15 protein-coding genes are annotated in these 16,311 nt (G+C 58.8%); 6 read left to right on the forward strand and 9 right to left on the reverse strand.

Annotated features, from left to right (window positions below; translation table 11 throughout):
- The 4 genes from ACR0LY_RS06360 to ACR0LY_RS06375 are packed head-to-tail and all read right to left on the reverse strand — an operon-like array spanning position 1 to position 4,175.
- Positions 1–426, reverse strand: coding sequence for an ASCH domain-containing protein (locus ACR0LY_RS06360; protein WP_170348133.1), 426 nt, complete (start codon positions 424–426; stop codon positions 1–3).
- Positions 426–2,030 (reverse strand): carboxyl transferase domain-containing protein, encoded by a 1,605-nt coding sequence (locus ACR0LY_RS06365; RefSeq protein ID WP_170348131.1) that lies wholly within the window; start codon positions 2,028–2,030, stop codon positions 426–428. Before ACR0LY_RS06365 ends, ACR0LY_RS06360 begins: the two co-directional genes overlap by 1 nt.
- Positions 2,031–2,076: 46 nt before the next feature.
- Positions 2,077–2,652, reverse strand: coding sequence for a lysozyme inhibitor LprI family protein (locus tag ACR0LY_RS06370; RefSeq protein ID WP_170348129.1), 576 nt, complete (start codon positions 2,650–2,652; stop codon positions 2,077–2,079).
- A complete protein-coding gene (locus tag ACR0LY_RS06375; protein WP_170348127.1) occupies positions 2,646–4,175 on the reverse strand; it encodes an AMP-binding protein in 1,530 nt (509 codons plus the stop codon). Before ACR0LY_RS06375 ends, ACR0LY_RS06370 begins: the two co-directional genes overlap by 7 nt.
- 136 nt (positions 4,176–4,311) lie before the next feature.
- Here ACR0LY_RS06375 and ACR0LY_RS06380 point away from each other — a divergent pair, with 136 nt between their 5' ends.
- Complete coding sequence (locus ACR0LY_RS06380; RefSeq protein WP_170348125.1) at positions 4,312–4,914, forward strand: OmpW/AlkL family protein; 603 nt, start codon at positions 4,312–4,314, stop codon at positions 4,912–4,914.
- 44 nt (positions 4,915–4,958) lie between these two features.
- Here ACR0LY_RS06380 and ACR0LY_RS06385 read toward each other — a convergent pair whose 3' ends face one another.
- The 3 genes from ACR0LY_RS06385 to ACR0LY_RS06395 form a co-directional block, all read right to left on the reverse strand.
- Entirely contained in the window at positions 4,959–6,122 is a 1,164-nt protein-coding gene (locus ACR0LY_RS06385) for an isovaleryl-CoA dehydrogenase (RefSeq protein WP_170348123.1), read from the reverse strand.
- 161 nt (positions 6,123–6,283) lie between these two features.
- The gene (locus ACR0LY_RS06390) at positions 6,284–7,474 is read right to left on the reverse strand and encodes a DegT/DnrJ/EryC1/StrS family aminotransferase (protein ID WP_170348121.1); all 1,191 of its coding nucleotides are present in this window, start codon (positions 7,472–7,474) and stop codon (positions 6,284–6,286) included.
- 3 nt (positions 7,475–7,477) lie between these two features.
- Positions 7,478–8,185 carry an HAD-IA family hydrolase gene (locus tag ACR0LY_RS06395; protein ID WP_170348119.1) on the reverse strand — a complete coding sequence of 236 codons (708 nt, stop codon included), beginning with the start codon at positions 8,183–8,185 and terminating at the stop codon, positions 7,478–7,480.
- A gap of 134 nt (positions 8,186–8,319) precedes the next feature.
- Here ACR0LY_RS06395 and glmU point away from each other — a divergent pair, with 134 nt between their 5' ends.
- The 3 genes from glmU to ACR0LY_RS06410 are packed head-to-tail and all read left to right on the forward strand — an operon-like array spanning position 8,320 to position 12,231.
- Positions 8,320–9,672: a bifunctional UDP-N-acetylglucosamine diphosphorylase/glucosamine-1-phosphate N-acetyltransferase GlmU gene (glmU, locus tag ACR0LY_RS06400; protein ID WP_170348117.1), complete on the forward strand. Its 1,353-nt coding sequence runs from the start codon at positions 8,320–8,322 to the stop codon at positions 9,670–9,672.
- A gap of 3 nt (positions 9,673–9,675) precedes the next feature.
- On the forward strand, positions 9,676–11,496 hold the full coding sequence (gene glmS / locus ACR0LY_RS06405; RefSeq protein ID WP_170348115.1) for a glutamine--fructose-6-phosphate transaminase (isomerizing): 1,821 nt from the start codon (positions 9,676–9,678) through the stop codon (positions 11,494–11,496).
- Between the two features lie 51 nt (positions 11,497–11,547).
- Positions 11,548–12,231 carry a DNA alkylation repair protein gene (locus ACR0LY_RS06410; protein WP_302477175.1) on the forward strand — a complete coding sequence of 228 codons (684 nt, stop codon included), beginning with the start codon at positions 11,548–11,550 and terminating at the stop codon, positions 12,229–12,231.
- Here ACR0LY_RS06410 and ACR0LY_RS06415 read toward each other — a convergent pair.
- A complete protein-coding gene (locus ACR0LY_RS06415; RefSeq protein ID WP_170348113.1) occupies positions 12,219–12,650 on the reverse strand; it encodes a hypothetical protein in 432 nt (143 codons plus the stop codon). The genes ACR0LY_RS06410 and ACR0LY_RS06415 overlap by 13 nt on opposite strands.
- A gap of 90 nt (positions 12,651–12,740) precedes the next feature.
- Here ACR0LY_RS06415 and moaA point away from each other — a divergent pair, with 90 nt between their 5' ends.
- Positions 12,741–13,748, forward strand: coding sequence for a GTP 3',8-cyclase MoaA (moaA, locus tag ACR0LY_RS06420; protein ID WP_170348111.1), 1,008 nt, complete (start codon positions 12,741–12,743; stop codon positions 13,746–13,748).
- Position 13,749: 1 nt separating this feature from the next.
- Positions 13,750–15,072: a 3-deoxy-D-manno-octulosonic acid transferase gene (locus tag ACR0LY_RS06425; RefSeq protein ID WP_170348110.1), complete on the forward strand. Its 1,323-nt coding sequence runs from the start codon at positions 13,750–13,752 to the stop codon at positions 15,070–15,072.
- 51 nt (positions 15,073–15,123) lie between these two features.
- Here the strand turns inward: ACR0LY_RS06425 and ACR0LY_RS06430 are convergent, their stop codons facing one another.
- Entirely contained in the window at positions 15,124–16,287 is a 1,164-nt protein-coding gene (locus ACR0LY_RS06430) for a M20 aminoacylase family protein (protein ID WP_170348108.1), read from the reverse strand.
- Between the last annotated feature and the right edge of the window lie 24 nt (positions 16,288–16,311).

Genomic DNA, 16,311 nt, shown 5'->3' on the forward strand with positions numbered 1-16,311 from the left:
TTACCCCTCAACAGCCAGATCTTCGACAAGACGGAAACGTTCGCACAATAACTCCATCTCGGGATCGAAACCGCCATTGCGCTCGAAGTAACAACGGTGATCCTCGCGCCATCCTTCAAGCGTTTCATTCTCACCCTCGGCCAATGCAAAGTCCTCAGTCACATCGCAAAAACAACAGATCGTGACATCGACCGTTTCGATCACCAAAGCCGGGGTGTCATCCCATTCCAGAGCGATATCGCGTCGCCCGACAACTGGTGTCTCAGGGCTTCCGCCCGGATAGTCGCGCAGCGCCCCACAAGTTGCTTTTTTTTGGCCTGAGCGCACCAATGCCAGCAATTCAGCACTCAAGGCAGCGCTATCGCCGAACTTAAAAGTCTGTGCGTCCGGGTAGCGGGTCATTACTTCTTTCAGGTCCATGCGCATCACATCCTGAACACGCCGAAACGTGTCTCTTCAATCGGGGCATTCAGCGCGGCTCTCAGCGACAGCGCCAGCACATCGCGGCTTTTGCGTGGGTCAATGATGCCATCATCCCACAACCGAGCAGAGGCATAGAGCGGATGCGACTGTTCCTCGAACATCTCCAGTGTGGGGCGTTTGAACTCGGCCTCCTCCTCGGCAGACCAGGTGCCGCCCTGCCGTTCGATCCCGTCGCGTTTGACGGTGGCCAGAACACCCGCCGCCTGTTCGCCTCCCATCACGGAAATCCGCGAGTTCGGCCAGGTCCATAGGAAGCGCGGCTGATAGGCCCGTCCCGCCATGCCGTAATTCCCGGCCCCAAAAGAACCGCCGACCAGCATCGTGACCTTCGGCACGTTCGTCGTGGCAACTGCTGTCACCATCTTGGCCCCATGCCGTGCGATACCCTCGTTTTCGTATTTCCGACCAACCATGAAGCCGGTGATATTCTGCAAAAACACCAGAGGGATTTTCCGTTGCGAACACAGCTCGACAAAATGCGCGCCCTTCTGCGCAGCTTCGGAAAACAGCACGCCGTTGTTGGCAATGATCCCGACAGGGCAGCCTTTGACATGGGCAAAGCCAGTCACCAGCGTCTCGCCAAAGCGCGGTTTGAACTCATCGAAACGCGAGCCGTCGACCAACCGCGCGATCACCTCGCGGATGTCATACGGCGTGCGCAGATCGGCGGGCACAACGCCCAGAATTTCCTCGGGGTCATAGGCCGGATCCTCGGGGCTGGCCCAATCCACCGTCTGCGGTTTGCGCAGGTTTAGCGACCCGACCGCGCGCCGCGCCAGAGCTAGCGCGTGGGCGTCATCCTCGGCCAGATAGTCGGCTACACCAGACAAGCGAGTATGAACGTCGCCGCCACCCAAATCTTCGGCGCTGACGATCTCTCCGGTCGCAGCCTTGACCAGAGGCGGCCCGGCCAGAAAGATCGTGCCTTGGTCGCGCACAATGATCGTCACATCCGACATCGCAGGCACATAGGCCCCACCCGCCGTACACGAGCCCATTACCACGGCGATCTGTGCAATCCCTTTGGCGCTCATCCGTGCCTGATTGTAGAAGATGCGGCCAAAGTGGTCGCGGTCGGGGAAGACCTCATCCTGATTGGGCAGGTTCGCACCGCCGCTATCGACCAGATAGATACAGGGGAGGTTGTTTTCCTCAGCAATCTCCTGCGCCCGCAGATGTTTCTTGACCGACATCGGGTAATAAGTGCCGCCTTTCACAGTGGCATCGTTGCACACCACCATAACCTCACGCCCCTGCACGCGGCCAATGCCCGCGATGACCCCAGCACAGGGCGCAGCATCGCCATACATCGCATGCGCCGCCGTCGCCCCGATCTCAAGGAACGGAGACCCCGGGTCCAGCAAGTTCGCCACCCGACGACGTGGCAGCATCTTTCCCCGGGATTCATGCCGCGCGCGGGATTTCTCACCACCGCCCATGCGGGCTGCTTCGGCGGCGGCAGTGATTTGTGCCAGCGCATCGAGATGAGCGGTGCGGTTTGTCTTGAAGCCCTCAGAGGCGGGCATGGCTTTGGATGTGAGTTTCATTCTTTGCTTTCCTGGTCCATCAGAAAACCCGCCGAAATAAGAAGCATCATCTTTCCTCCAACAACGTCTTTAACCAAACCACTCTTTGGCTCGTTCGCTCCAAGCGACACCCGGCCCCAAGGAGTTTCGCACCTGTTCCCCCTCTCCACTGAAGATACTCCACCAAGCAGTCCGCCTCCCGCATTTCTTCCCAACGTTCTTGTGCTTCGGTTAAACTCGGCACTCTAAAAGGTAGAGAGGAAGCTTTCTCAGCGTCTCCTTCATCAAGCATGCTGTAATGAACCAGCAGGTCTGCGGCACTCTCGTCCACCAGCGTGTCCCAGACCGCTGTTTCAGCTTCGACACAAAAGTAAATTCCCAGAGTGCTTTGCCCCCAAGAAATATCTTCATTCATGCAATCGCCCGAAAAAGCACCAATACAGTCGGAAAGGTCTGTTGGTGCTCCAGCACTTTCGACACACCCACGGACTTGAGCATCCATGTAGGCTTGATCCACGGTAGTTTGTCCGTGCTCATCTTGAACTTGATAGTTCTGTGCCCAAAGGTCTTGGGGCAGCACAAAGGTGAGAACTGAAACAGTGCCTAGAGTAAGCCAATCAAAGCTGTGCAACTTATTCAGCATTGTTTGTCCTCCGCCGCCGCTCGCACTTTCAATTCCTTCCGGATCACCTTCCCCGTCACCGTCATCGGCAACTCCTCCAGAAATGCGACCTCACGCGGATAGGAATACTGAGCCAGACGCGCCTTGACCCAGTCCTGCAACTCCGACCCCGAAGCCTCAGCCCCCGGTTTCAGCACCACATAGGCCTTCACGATCTCGGTCCGTAGTGGGTCGGGCTTGCCGACCACGCCCACGGTCGCCACCGCCGGGTGGGTTAGCAGGCAATCCTCGATCTCGGCCGGGCCGATGCGGTATCCGGCTGAGGTAATCACGTCATCATCGCGACCGACAAAGCGTAGATACTCGCCCTCCCACACGCCGCGATCTCCGGTGATCAGCCAGTCGCCGCGAAACTTCTCAGCCGTCGCCTCGGGCCGGTTCCAGTATTCCAGCAACATCGAGGCCGAACCGCGCCGGATGGCCACGTCACCTTCTTCATCGGTCGGATTGGCGTCCTCATCGATTACCGCTACCTCGTGCCCGGGCACTGGTTTACCGATGCAGCCGGGTTGCACCGGGAAATCCTCGGCGCAGGAGGAGACGACCATGTTGCATTCGGTCTGGCCGTAGAATTCGTTGATCGTCAGGCCAAACGCCCGTTGCCCCCAGGCCAGCATCTCGGCCCCCAGCGGCTCACCGCCCGAAGCGACCGAGCGCAGACCGGGGATGGCCTGATCCGCCGCCTTCAGCATGCGAAGTGCGGTCGGAGGGAAGAACACGTTCCGCACAACGCCGCGGGCGATCACGTCGGCGCAGGCTTCCGGCGTAAACTTTTCCAACCGCGCCGCGACCACAGGAACACCCAGCGCAAGCCCGGGCATCAATACGTCGAACAGACCTCCGATCCAGGCCCAATCCGCAGGTGTCCATAGGCAATCGCCTTCGTGCAGGTGATTGTGGCTGATCGAGACACCCGGCAGGTGGCCGGTCAGAACCCGGTGCCCATGCAGTGCGCCCTTTGGGCTGCCCGTGGTGCCCGAGGTATAGATCAGCACCGCCGGGTCCTCGGGGCCTGTATCTGAGCAGGGGAACGGATCATCCGATTGTGCAATATGTTCGACCAGAACCGGGTGGGCCAGATCGCCCAGCAACGCGGCTCCTTCGGCATCGGTCAGCACCAGACGCGCACCCGCATCCCCCACGCGCGAGGCCAACGCATCCCGTTTGAACAGCTTGAACAGCGGCACCGAAATCGCCCCAAGCTTCCAGATCGCCAGGTGCGCCGCCGCACACCAGGGCGACTGGCTCAGCAACACACCCACGCGGTCGCCGGGCTGAACCTGCTGATGCAGTTCACGTGCAATCGCGTCCGTCATGCGCGTGAGTTGACCAAAGGTAACGGTTTCGCGGTACCCGTCTGTCAGATCAACGATGGCCACATTGTCACGAGGATGCGCCAGGCATTGTCGCGCCATATTGAGCTGATCCGGAATATCCCAGACGCCCGCCTTCCGCATACCGGGTATGCACTTATCGGGATGCATGCGCAAAACCCCTTGTTTTTCTTACCCTTGGCGGGTGCGGACGCCCCCCTGCTTTCACAGGAACTTGATGCAGATCAGAGTTCGCAACGGTCCGGTCCTGCACAAGCGACTCATCAACAAATTCAAAGGCCATAAAATGACCAAAACACTCGCCGCTTTGACGCTCTCGACTGCGCTTGTCGCACTTGCCGCCCCTGCAATGGCCCAAAACCAAGGTGACTGGACCGTGGGTGTCGGTGTTGGTTATCTGGACCCGAAATCCGACAACGGAACCCTGGCTGGTCTCGATACCGACATTGACGCAGACACCAGCGCGATCTTCACAGTAGAGTATTTTGTCCAGGACAATCTTGGCATCGAACTGCTGGCCGCGACCCCGTTCAGCCACAGCATCGCGCTGGGGGGCACCGATCTGGCCAGCACCAAACACCTGCCGCCCACTCTGTCGCTGAACTATCACTTCGCGACCAACAGCGCCTGGAAGCCCTATGTTGGCGCCGGTCTGAACTACACCATCTTCTTTGACGAAAAATCCGCGCTTGGGGATCTGGACATCGACAACTCCTTCGGTGTGTCGCTGCAAGCCGGTTTGGACTACATGGTCACCGAAAAAGGAGCTGTGCGTCTGAACGTGCGCTGGTTCGACATCGACTCCGACGTCAAACTGAACGGCACCGATATCGGCACTGCAGAAATCGATCCCTGGCTGGTCGGCGTATCCTACGTCCATCGCTTCTGATCCTTGTCTTTAACGCCCCGCCACCCTTTGGCGGGGCGTTTTTCTCAGCGCATTTCGCTCATCAACTCTCGCCCGATCAGCATTCGGCGAATTTCGCTGGTGCCCGCGCCGATCTCCATCAGCTTGGCGTCTCGGAATATCCGGCTGACCGCTGAATCCGACAGGAACCCGGCCCCGCCCATCGCCTGCACAGCCTGATGCGCCTGCGTCATCGCCTGTTCCGAGGCGTAAAGGCAGCACGCCGCTGCATCCTGACGGGTCACGTCACCCCGGTCACAAGCCTTGGCAACTTCATAGACATAAGCCCGCGCGGAATTCATCGCGGTATACATGTCGGCAATCTTGCCCTGCATTAGTTGGAAGCTACCGATCGGTTTGCCGAACTGCTTACGCTCGGCCAGATAGGGCATGATCTCGTCCAGACAGGCAGCCATGATGCCAGTGCCGATCCCAGCCAGCACGACGCGTTCATAATCCAGACCTGACATCAGAACCGCAACGCCCTTGCCCTCTTCGCCCAGAACGTTCTCGAACGGCACTTCGACATCTTCAAAGATCAGTTCGGCTGTGTTCGACCCCCGCATCCCCAGCTTGTCGAAATGCGGAGAGGTCGAGAATCCCTTCATCTCTTTCTCGATCAAAAAGGCCGTGATCCCTTTTGAGCCCGCGTCCGGGTCTGTCTTGGCATACACGACCAGCGTGTCCGCGTCCGGCCCATTGGTAATCCAATACTTGTTGCCGTTAAGACGGTAGTGATCGTTGCGCTTTTCCGCGCGCAGCCTCATCGACACAACGTCTGATCCGGCCGAGGCCTCGGACATTGCAAGCGCGCCAACATGGTCACCCGAGATCAGACGCGGCAGGTATTTCGCCTTCTGCTCGTCATTGCCGTTCAGCTTGATCTGATTGACGCACAGGTTCGAATGCGCCCCGTAAGACAGCGAGACCGAAGCCGAGGCCCGCGCCACTTCCTCCACCGCTACGGTGTGGGCCAGATAGGACATCCCCGCCCCGCCATACTCTTCGGGCACGGTGATGCCCAACAGCCCGAGGTCACCCATCTCTTTCCACAGCTCATTGGGAAAGGCGTTCGATTGATCGACCTCGGCCGCCATCGGTTTGACCCGATCCTGCGCCCAGCGATGCACCATCTCGCGCAGAGCGTTCACATCCTCACCCAGATCAAATTGCATTGTGGCCGTGAACATGTTGCGACCTCCTCATCGAATTAATGAACACTTGTTCAATAATTAGGTAACAGCGAATCCTCCACGGGTCAATGAGAAGGCTAGCACCAAAGAAAATGCCACCCCGAACAGGGTGGCATTTTTCAAGATTAAAGCGTGCGCCAAAGGCGCACTCAATTGGATCACGATTGAAACACAGCCCCAACTTCGGCCCGGATGATGCGCGCGATCAGGCGGCAGTCGTCCAGCGAAAAAGTCAACGGCACGCGCATATCCATCACCCCGGCAAGGATACGATCACTTGCGGGCAAAGGCGTGCTTTCGGCATAGCGCCAACTGTCATAGCGCGAGGTGAATCCCGTCGGCTCCGCCCCACCAAACCACTTAATCTCAACCCCCCGTGCACCGCAACGACGGATTACCTCGGCAATGCGTTCGGGCGTCCAGTCGAGCAGCAAGAACTGGATCGACGAACCGACATAGGTCTCTTGCTCGGGACGCTCGACGATGGTCAGGCCGGGGGTGTCCCGCAGGCCGGTCGCGATCTCGTCATAGCGTTCGTTCCAGCGCTGCACCTGCCGGTCAAGATCACGCAGTTGCGGGCGCAGGATCGCAGCGCGCAGATTGTCCATGCGGCCGGACACATTGGGCGTGGTGTATTTGATCTTTTCAAACACCTCGGGCCCCGGTGCGGCAAGGTGGCGTTCATACAGCATGTACGAACCCGACAGCATCGTGGCCTTGGCCGCAAGCACTTCGTCATCGGTGATCAGCAGACCGCCTTCACCGGAATTGACGTGTTTGTACGTCTGGCAGGAATAGCACCCAATCGCCCCCTGACGCCCCGACAATTGCCCGCGCCATGCGGCACCCATTGTGTGGGCGCAGTCCTCGATCACCGCAACGCCCGCCGTATCACACATCTGCATTAGCCGGTCCATATCGCACAGATGTCCGCGCATGTGGCTGAGCATCAGCACCCGCGCCTGATCTAGCTTGGCCTCAAGATCATCCAGATCAATCGTCAGATTCTCAGTCACGCCCACAAAAACCGGCCTTGCCCCGACCGAGGCAATCGACCCCGGCACCGGCGCAAGCGTGAAGGCGTTGGTCAAAACCGGATCACCCGGCTGCACCCCCACGGCCCGCAATGCGGTGGCCAGTGCATAACCCCCAGAAGACACAGCCAGACAGTATTTCGCCCCCATTTGCGCCGCGAACTCCTGCTCCAGCAGCGCGGTTTCGCCCAACTCTCCGGGGACGACGTTATAGCGATGCAGACGCCCATGGCGCAGAACGGCCATGGCGGCGTCAATCGCCTCTTCTGGAATAGGTTCCTGCTGGGTGAAGCTGCCAGTGAATATTTCGGTCATGGGCTAGTTCTGATCCTGCAAAGGGTTGGGGTCAAGAATTTGTGCCGCCGCACCAATCAGTCCGGTGACCAGCTCTGGCAGATCATCAAAGTGATGCAGCAGTGCTTCGGGTTCCAATGCGGCCATATCTTCCCCGGACGGGCCAAACGTCACCAGCACCGAGGGCACGCCCGCTGCCCGCGCCGTATTTCGGTCGGTGTCGGAATCGCCGATCAGCACACACAAATCGGGGTGTCCCCCGGCCCGGCGCGCGGCTTCGCGCAGTGGTTCGGGGTCCGGTTTGCGCACGGGCAACGTATCTGCGCCCACCAAAGACGCAAACTGATCCCGAACGCCCATCTGGGTCAGCAGCTGATGGGCCAGAGCCTCGGGTTTATTGGTGCAGATACCTACGCCATAACCTTGGGATTTCAGCATTTCGACAGCCTCAAGCGCACCGGGATAGAACCGAGTGTGGGTGTCGATGTCCTTCGCGTAAGCCTCAAGCAGGGTGGGATAATAGGACAGAACAGTATCCTCATCATAAGCACCGACCCGCTTCAGCCCATGGGTCAGCATCATCCGTCCACCCCGCAAGGCAACGGCTGCGTCATCATCGTGAACCAAGACATCCCCATGCCCCATCTGGCGAAAACAGTGGTTGGCCGCCGCGAGCAAATCGCCCGACGTATCGGCCAAAGTTCCGTCCAGATCGAAGATTACTGTGCGCATTGTGCCTCCTGCCTCGGCGGTTTATTGCCGTCTCGTGTTGCAAACGGCAATCTTGTTTGATCCGTGAACCGCTTGCGCCTTTGCCCTCAGCGGATAAAACGGAGCGCAACAAAACACAAAGAGAAATCGATTTCATGAGCACTGCCCTTGTCATCCTTGCCGCTGGAAAAGGCACCAGGATGCATTCGGATATTCCCAAAGTTCTTCATCCCATCGCGCAGGTCCCGATGCTGGTGCACGCCATGCGCGCCGGGGCCATATTGTCGCCCGAGCGGACCGTTATCGTCACCGGGCACGGGGCTGAAGCCGTAGCCAAAGTTGCAACTGCCGAGGATGAAGCGGCGCAAATCGCTGTTCAGGACGAGCAGTTGGGCACTGCCCATGCCGTCGCGCAGGCACGCGAGGCTTTGGACGGATTCACCGGCGACGTCGTGGTTTTGTATGGCGACACGCCGTTTCTGCAGCCCGATACGCTGGAACGCATGATCGCGGCGCGGGCAGAAAACGATCTTGTCATTCTGGGGTTTGAGGCCGGCGATCCTGCGCGTTATGGTCGCCTGGTGATGAACGGTGACAGTCTTGAGCGGATCGTCGAATTCAAAGACGCATCGGATGAAGAGCGCGCGATAACCTTCTGCAACTCTGGTCTTTTGGCCTGTGATGCGCAGGCGTTGTTTTCCCTGATCGACACGGTAAGAAATGACAACGCGGCAGGTGAGTATTATTTGACGGACGTCGTGGAAATCGCGCGCGCGCGCGGTCTGAAAGTCACCGCAGTCGCCTGTGACGAAGCACAGACATTAGGTGTGAACTCCCGCACCGATTTGGCTGCGGCAGATGCTGTGTTTCAGGCCAGTGCCCGTGCCGAGCTGTTGGATCTTGGCGTCACCCTGATGGCACCCGATACTGTTTATCTGGCCGCTGACACCGTCATCGGGCGCGACACTGTGATTGAACCCAACGTGGTTTTTGGCCCCGGCGTCACAGTCGAAAGTGGTGCTACAATCCGGTCGTTTTCGCATTTGGAGGGCTGCCACGTCAGCCGCAGTTCTATTGTTGGGCCTTATGCCCGCCTGCGCCCAGGTGCCGAGTTGGCCGAAAACGCCCGCATCGGCAATTTTGTCGAGATAAAGAACGCCGAGATCGCCGAAGGGGCCAAGGTTAACCACCTCAGCTATATCGGTGACGCGTCGGTAGGTGCGGCGTCGAATATCGGCGCTGGAACAATCACCTGCAACTATGACGGTGTGATGAAGCATCGCACGACAATTGGTGAGAATGTTTTTGTCGGCTCAAACACAATGCTGGTGGCCCCGGTGACGGTGGGCGACGGGGCGATGACCGCGACAGGAACGGTTGTAACGCGAGACGTCGAGCCCGACGCGCTGGCCGTGGCCCGCGCCAAGCAGGACAACAAGCCGGGTTATGCACGTAAATTGTTTGATATGTTGAAGGCGAAGAAGGCTCGCCGCGACAAAGGAGCCTGATCTATGTGTGGAATTGTAGGTGTACTGGGGCAACACGAAGCCGCCCCTATTTTGGTTGAGGCGCTGAAACGGCTGGAATATCGCGGCTATGACAGCGCCGGTATCGCGACGATCAATGACGGTGAACTTGGGCGGCGTCGGGCTGTGGGCAAGTTGGTCAACCTCAGCGATTTGCTGGTGCATAATCCTCTGCGCGGAAAATCGGGCATCGGGCATACCCGTTGGGCCACACATGGCGCACCATCAGTCACCAACGCGCACCCGCACAAGGCAGGCCCCGTGGCCGTGGTGCATAACGGCATTGTCGAAAACTATCGCGATTTGCGGGCTGAGTTAGCCGAACATGGCGTCGATTTCGTCACCGAGACCGATACCGAAACCGTGGCTCTGATGGCCGAGTATTATCTCAATATCGGCCTATCGCCCGTTGATGCGGCGTTCAAAACCATCGACCGGCTTCAAGGGGCGTTTGCACTTGCATTTCTGTTTGACGGGCAAGACGACCTGATCGTCGCGGCGCGTAAGGGCTCACCTTTGGCCATTGGGCATGGGGAAGGCGAAATGTATGTCGGTTCGGACGCCATTGCGCTGGCCCCGCTGACGGATCGTATCACCTATCTTGAAGAAGGCGACCGGGCGGTCCTGACCCGCACTTCGCTTGAAATCCGCAACGAAGCCGGAGAACTGGCCAACCGCGAGACCCGCCAGATCAAACTGGATCAAACACGGGCCGACAAGGCGGGTCACAAGCATTTCATGGCAAAGGAAATCGCCGAGCAACCCGTGGTGGTTGCCGAGGCAATCCAATCCTACCTGCCCACTGGTGGCAACGAGATCACCCTGCCCTGTGAGCTGGATTTCAGCAAGCTGGACCGCCTGACCATGGTCGCCTGCGGAACTGCCTTTTATGCCTGTCTGACAGCAAAGTACTGGTTCGAACAGTTGGCCAGAATGCCCGTCGAGGTCGATATCGCCAGCGAGTTTCGCTATCGCGAACCTCCGATCCCCGATCGCACGGCGGCCTTGTTTGTCAGCCAGTCGGGTGAGACCGCCGACACGCTGGCCGCGCTGCGCTATTGCGAGGGCAAGGCCGATAAGATCGTTTCGGTGATCAATGTCCCCGAAAGCTCGATCGCGCGCGAAAGCGACATCGCCCTGCCGATCCATGCTGGGGTTGAGATCGGTGTGGCCTCGACCAAAGCTTTCACTTGTCAGCTAAGCGTATTGCTGATGCTGGCGCTCAAGGCGGCTGCGGATCGGGGCACCCTAAGCGATGAGGAACTGGCTGATCATGCCGCCGCATTGCGTGGATTGCCGACCGCACTAAATGCCGCGCTGGATCAGAACCAGTCCATCAAGGCCTCGGCCCAGCGCTTGTCCGAGGCGCGCGATGTGCTGTTCCTGGGCCGCGGCCTAATGTATCCACTGGCTATGGAAGGTGCGCTGAAACTAAAAGAAATCAGCTATATACACGCCGAAGGTTATGCGTCGGGTGAACTGAAGCACGGCCCCATCGCCCTGATCGACAAACACATGCCAGTAGTGGTCATGGCCCCGCGCGACACAGTGTTCGACAAGACCGTGTCGAACATGCAAGAGGTCATGGCGCGCAAAGGCAAGGTCATACTGGTCTCGGATGATGACGGCGTTACCGAGGCCGAGGATGGGGTGTGGAGCACTATTCGCATGCCCCATATCCATCCCAGCCTTGCCCCGATCCTGTATTCGGTTCCGGCGCAACTGCTGGCCTATCATACGGCTGTCGCCAAAGGTACCGATGTGGACCAGCCCCGCAATCTGGCGAAATCCGTCACCGTCGAATAAGCCAAGATCGGGCTGCACCCACGGCCCGTTTCACCAGCAGGGCGACAAACATTGAATTTCTATCTGGACCAGATCAAAGCTCATGCCGACCTCGAGCGCGCGAGCCAAATGGCGGCCTATCACAAGGTCGACCGCCCCTATCTGGGTGTCGCGAACCCCGTTCTGAACGACCTGACGAAAGATTGGCGTCAAGACCTGGATGTATCTGAGCGCGTGGAGTTGGCGGATGCCTTGTGGCAGACCAATATACACGAGGGCCGTCTGGCCGCAGCCAAACTGCTGACCCAGGCCCGCATTCGGCCTGATGGGGCGGTCTGGGATTTACTGCACAGCTGGTTGCCCGATTTCGACGCCTGGGCTGCGGCCGATCACGCCTGCATGGCGATGCAAAAACGTCTGTCAGCCGACCCAACCCGGTTGGATCAGGTGGAAATCTGGACGACTTCCGATCATATGTGGACACGGCGCGCAGCGCTGGTGGCCACCCTTCCCTGGACCAAGCAGAACCACCCCAAACCCGACGATCTGGCACGGCGCGACCGCATCCTTGGCTGGGCGGCAAGCTATGTGCCGGACCGGGACTGGTTCATTCAGAAAGCCATTGCTTGGTGGCTGCGTGACCTGTCCAAACACGACGCTGAACGAGTCATCGCTTTTCTGAAAACCCATGGTGACGCGATGAAGCCCTTCGCCCGCCGCGAAGCCGGAAAATACCTGAAAGATCAGTTGGAATAGACCTCAAGTTCAACCAATTCGTCGAATGGCAACAGCAAAGCCCGCATCGCATCCAGAGACAACCGACTGCCGCCGCTTTCGGGCCCTGGCGCTGGAACCAGCGTAATATAAGCCTGCGAGCCGGTTCTGGGAACGACCACGCGACCGGTGAATTCGACGTCGACCAGCGGAGTTTCCAGCCAACGACCCGGCGTGGTCGGATCGCCCAATCCGGCTATGGTCGTCTTTGCGCCCACCCAGCCGGCAGCAGTGGCCGCAACGGGTTCTGATTCAACTGCTTCCTCTGCCACAACCTCTTCGACCACGGCGTCTTCAGGTTCAGAAGGCGTCTTTTCGCCCCCAAAGACCCGATCTGTCGCGGACCGTACGGTGTCGCATCCGGCCACCAGAATACACAAAGCGAATAGCATATATCTCATGCCATCAACCTATCGCCCTGTGCGCATCTGTACCAGCGCAAAGGAAACTTCGCCCTTGTCGCAGGCAGGTCGCGGCTTTACCTATGTCGCATGACTGCTCCGCTTATCGACCCATTCGCACGTGCGATCACCTATCTCCGCGTCTCTGTCACAGACCGCTGCGATTTCCGCTGTGTTTACTGCATGTCCGAAGACATGAAGTTTCTGCCAAAGAAAGACCTGCTGACGCTGGAAGAGCTGGACCGCATGTGCTCGACCTTTGTGAAGTTGGGGGTTGAAAAGCTGCGCATTACCGGTGGTGAGCCGCTTGTGCGCAGAAATATCATGACGTTTTTCAACAGCATGACCCGCCATCTGGACAGCGGCGCGTTGAAAGAGCTGACGCTGACCACCAATGGCTCGCAGCTGCACCGTTTTGCCGATGACCTGTACGCAGCAGGTGTGCGCCGGGTAAATATCTCGCTGGATACGCTGGACGAAGATAAATTCGCCGCGATCACCCGCTGGGGCCGTCTTAAACAAGTGTTGAACGGCATCGACGCAGCGCAGAAAGCCGGGCTGAGGATAAAGATCAACGCGGTGGCCCTGAAGGGCTTCAACGAAGAAGAATTGCCGACGATCACGAAATGGTGTGCGGAACGCGATATGGACCTGACCTGGATCGAGGTCATGCCCATGGGCGATATCGGCAATGAGGATCGTCTGGATCAGTATTGGTCGCTCAAGGATGTTCGTAAGGAATACGAGAACCACTATTCCGTGACCGATCTGGCAGAACGCAGCGGCGGGCCAGCGCGTTATGTTCGCCTAGAGGAAACCGGCCAAAAGATCGGCTTCATCACCCCTCTGTCGCATAATTTCTGCGAAAGCTGCAACCGCGTGCGCCTGACCTGCACTGGTGAGCTGTTTATGTGTCTGGGCCAAGAGGACATGGCTGACCTGCGTGGTCCACTACGCGATCACCCCGATACAGAGCAACCGCTCGAAGACGCAATCCGCGCGGCGATCAACCTCAAGCCCAAGGGACATGATTTCGACTATTCCCGCCAGGCGGTCGACGGCAAGATGAGCCGTCACATGAGCCACACAGGCGGCTGACGTGCCGGACCAGACGGGCCGACCGACGCTGCTGTATCGTCTATATTGCGGCCTGACCTCTGTTGCGGGACCGTTCGTCTGGCGCACCGTACGGAACAAACTGCAAGCCGCGGATGTTTCCGTAACCCGACAACAGGAACGCCAAGGCCGTGCCAGCCTGCCCCGCCCCGACGGCCAGCTGATCTGGTTCCACGCCGCCAGCGTTGGTGAAACCCTTTCGGTCATCAGCCTGATCAAACGGTTGGGGGAACGTCTGCCGGATGCCGAGTTTCTGATCACCTCTGGCACGCCAACCTCGGCTGCGCTGATCGAAAAACGCATGCCACCACGAACGCGCCACCAATATCCGCCGCTGGACACGGCTGGCCCCGTGCGGCGCTTTCTGGACCACTGGCACCCAAATGCCGGTATTTTCGTCGAAAGCGAAATCTGGCCCCGTCTGATTGTCGAAGGTGCCAAGCGTGGCATGCCCTTGGCTCTGCTCAACGCACGCCTGTCGGACAAATCCGTCGAAGGCTGGAAGAAACGCCCGGACACAGCCCGGTTCATTCTGGATCGTTTTCGCCTGTTCCTGACCCAGAACAACAAGACCGCGCAAAACCTGATCGTGATGGGCGCGCCCGCTGATCGTGTACAGCCGGGCACGAACCTGAAGGCCATGTCTGACCCCTTGCCGATTGATCAGGCCACGTTGTCCGAAATCCGCGCACAGATCGGCGCCCGCCCCGTCTGGATCGCCAGTTCGACACATGCCGGTGAAGAGGAAACCGTTCTTGCCGCCCACGCAGAGCTGCTCAAACGCTGGCCCGACCTGCTGCTGTTGCTGATCCCGCGCCACCCTGAACGCCGCGCCGAGGTCGCCAGTCTGGCAACCCAAGCGAGGCAAACTGTGGCCATTCGATCGAATGACGACAAGATCACCGACAAAACGCAGGTCTACATGGCAGATACGCTGGGTGAAACCGGCACATGGTACGCGCTGTGCCCTATTGTGTTCCTTGGCGGATCACTGAAAGAGATCGGCGGCCACAATCCGTTCGAACCGGCACAGGCGGGTGCCGCTGTAATCACCGGCCCCGGCTATTTCAACTTTGCCGAAACATTCGCCCCGCTGATCGAATCCGGCGGGGCGCTACAAGTTCAATCTGCTTCCGAACTGACCGAGGCCGTGGAAACCTGGCTATCTGACCAAACCACGCTGGACACAGCCCGTACGGCTGCGAAATCCTGCGTAAACACCCAACAATCGGCGCTGGATGCAATCGTCGAGACGCTATGCACCGAACTCAGCTTAACTGGGTCGGGTTCAACGTCATCTGACTAAGTACGTACCGGGTAGCGCGAGGGGCTGGCCCCTCGCCACCCAACGCCAAGATCAGGCCGCCGGCATCCGCTGTTCGACAATCTCAGCCCACCAGCTGCACCCTGCCGGAATGGCCTCGTCGTTGAAGTTGTACTCAGGATGATGCACCGCCGCCGTGTCGCCATTGCCAACCAGAATATACGCCCCCGGTCGTTCTTCGAGCATAAAGGCGAAATCCTCGCCGCCCATGATCAACGGTGCCTCGTCGCAATTACCCGCCACCGAACGTGCGACATCCGCTGCAAAGTCGGTCTGCTCGTCGCTGTTCACCATCACCGGATAGCCCAAGTAATAGGTGACATTGGCCGTTCCGCCAAACGTCGCCGCGATTCCGTTGCAAATCTCTTTGATGCGCTTTTCCGCCATTTCCCGCATTTTTGAACTCATCGTACGGACGGTACCTTTGATCTGTACCGTTTGGGGGATGACGTTAAAGGCGGTGGTCGAGGTTTCAAACGACGTAACTGAAACCACGACCTGATCCACCGGATCTGCATTGCGCGACGCCACCGTCTGCAATGCCAGAACCGCTTGCGCCGCCATCACGGTTGTATCGACTGTCTCATGTGGTTTGGCCGCGTGACCGCCCTTGCCCTCAAAGGTGATGTCGAATTGATCTGTGGCCGCAAAGAACGCGCCCGGACGAATGGCAAAACTGCCGACCGGGCGGCCCGGCCAGTTGTGCATGCCATAGACCTCTTGGATGCCCCAACGGTCCATCATGCCGTCCTCGCACATTTCGCGGCCTCCGCCGCCACCCTCTTCGGCGGGTTGAAAGATCACCACGACGGTGCCGTCGAAATTCCGCGTTTCCGAGAGGTATTTCGCCGCTCCCAGCAACATCGCCGTATGCCCGTCATGACCACAGGCATGCATCGCCCCATCGGTCTTGGAGGCATACTCCAGACCCGTCGCCTCATGTATCGGCAGTGCATCCATATCGGCCCGCAGACCGATCACCTTGCCCCCCGTGTCGACCTTACCTTTGATCACCCCAACGACCCCGGTGCGACCAATTCCGGTGACAACCTCATCACAGCCGAATTCCTTCAGCTTCTCAGCAACCAGTGCGCTGGTGCGGTGCGTTTCGAATAGAATCTCGGGGTTTTCATGAATATCGCGCCGCCACCCAGTGATTTCACTCTGCAATTCGGCAAAACGGTTTTTGATCGGCATAGTCTTCTCCCATCTTTTTTCTTT

The organism is Ruegeria sp. BC5 (assembly GCF_056539205.1).

What these genes read in the sequence shown, in the direction of transcription:
- glmS (WP_170348115.1), top strand. Translation starts at nt 9,676, where the DNA reads ATGTGTGGAATTGTAGGTGTACTGGGGCAACACGAAGCCGCCCCTATT.
- ACR0LY_RS06375 (WP_170348127.1), bottom strand. Translation starts at nt 4,175, where the DNA reads ATGCATCCCGATAAGTGCATACCCGGTATGCGGAAGGCGGGCGTCTGG.
- ACR0LY_RS06395 (WP_170348119.1), bottom strand. Translation starts at nt 8,185, where the DNA reads ATGCGCACAGTAATCTTCGATCTGGACGGAACTTTGGCCGATACGTCG.
- ACR0LY_RS06430 (WP_170348108.1), bottom strand. Translation starts at nt 16,287, where the DNA reads ATGCCGATCAAAAACCGTTTTGCCGAATTGCAGAGTGAAATCACTGGG.
- moaA (WP_170348111.1), top strand. Translation starts at nt 12,741, where the DNA reads ATGACTGCTCCGCTTATCGACCCATTCGCACGTGCGATCACCTATCTC.
- ACR0LY_RS06370 (WP_170348129.1), bottom strand. Translation starts at nt 2,652, where the DNA reads ATGCTGAATAAGTTGCACAGCTTTGATTGGCTTACTCTAGGCACTGTT.
- ACR0LY_RS06360 (WP_170348133.1), bottom strand. Translation starts at nt 426, where the DNA reads ATGCGCATGGACCTGAAAGAAGTAATGACCCGCTACCCGGACGCACAG.
- ACR0LY_RS06380 (WP_170348125.1), top strand. Translation starts at nt 4,312, where the DNA reads ATGACCAAAACACTCGCCGCTTTGACGCTCTCGACTGCGCTTGTCGCA.
- ACR0LY_RS06385 (WP_170348123.1), bottom strand. Translation starts at nt 6,122, where the DNA reads ATGTTCACGGCCACAATGCAATTTGATCTGGGTGAGGATGTGAACGCT.
- glmU (WP_170348117.1), top strand. Translation starts at nt 8,320, where the DNA reads ATGAGCACTGCCCTTGTCATCCTTGCCGCTGGAAAAGGCACCAGGATG.
- ACR0LY_RS06415 (WP_170348113.1), bottom strand. Translation starts at nt 12,650, where the DNA reads ATGAGATATATGCTATTCGCTTTGTGTATTCTGGTGGCCGGATGCGAC.
- ACR0LY_RS06365 (WP_170348131.1), bottom strand. Translation starts at nt 2,030, where the DNA reads ATGAAACTCACATCCAAAGCCATGCCCGCCTCTGAGGGCTTCAAGACA.
- ACR0LY_RS06390 (WP_170348121.1), bottom strand. Translation starts at nt 7,474, where the DNA reads ATGACCGAAATATTCACTGGCAGCTTCACCCAGCAGGAACCTATTCCA.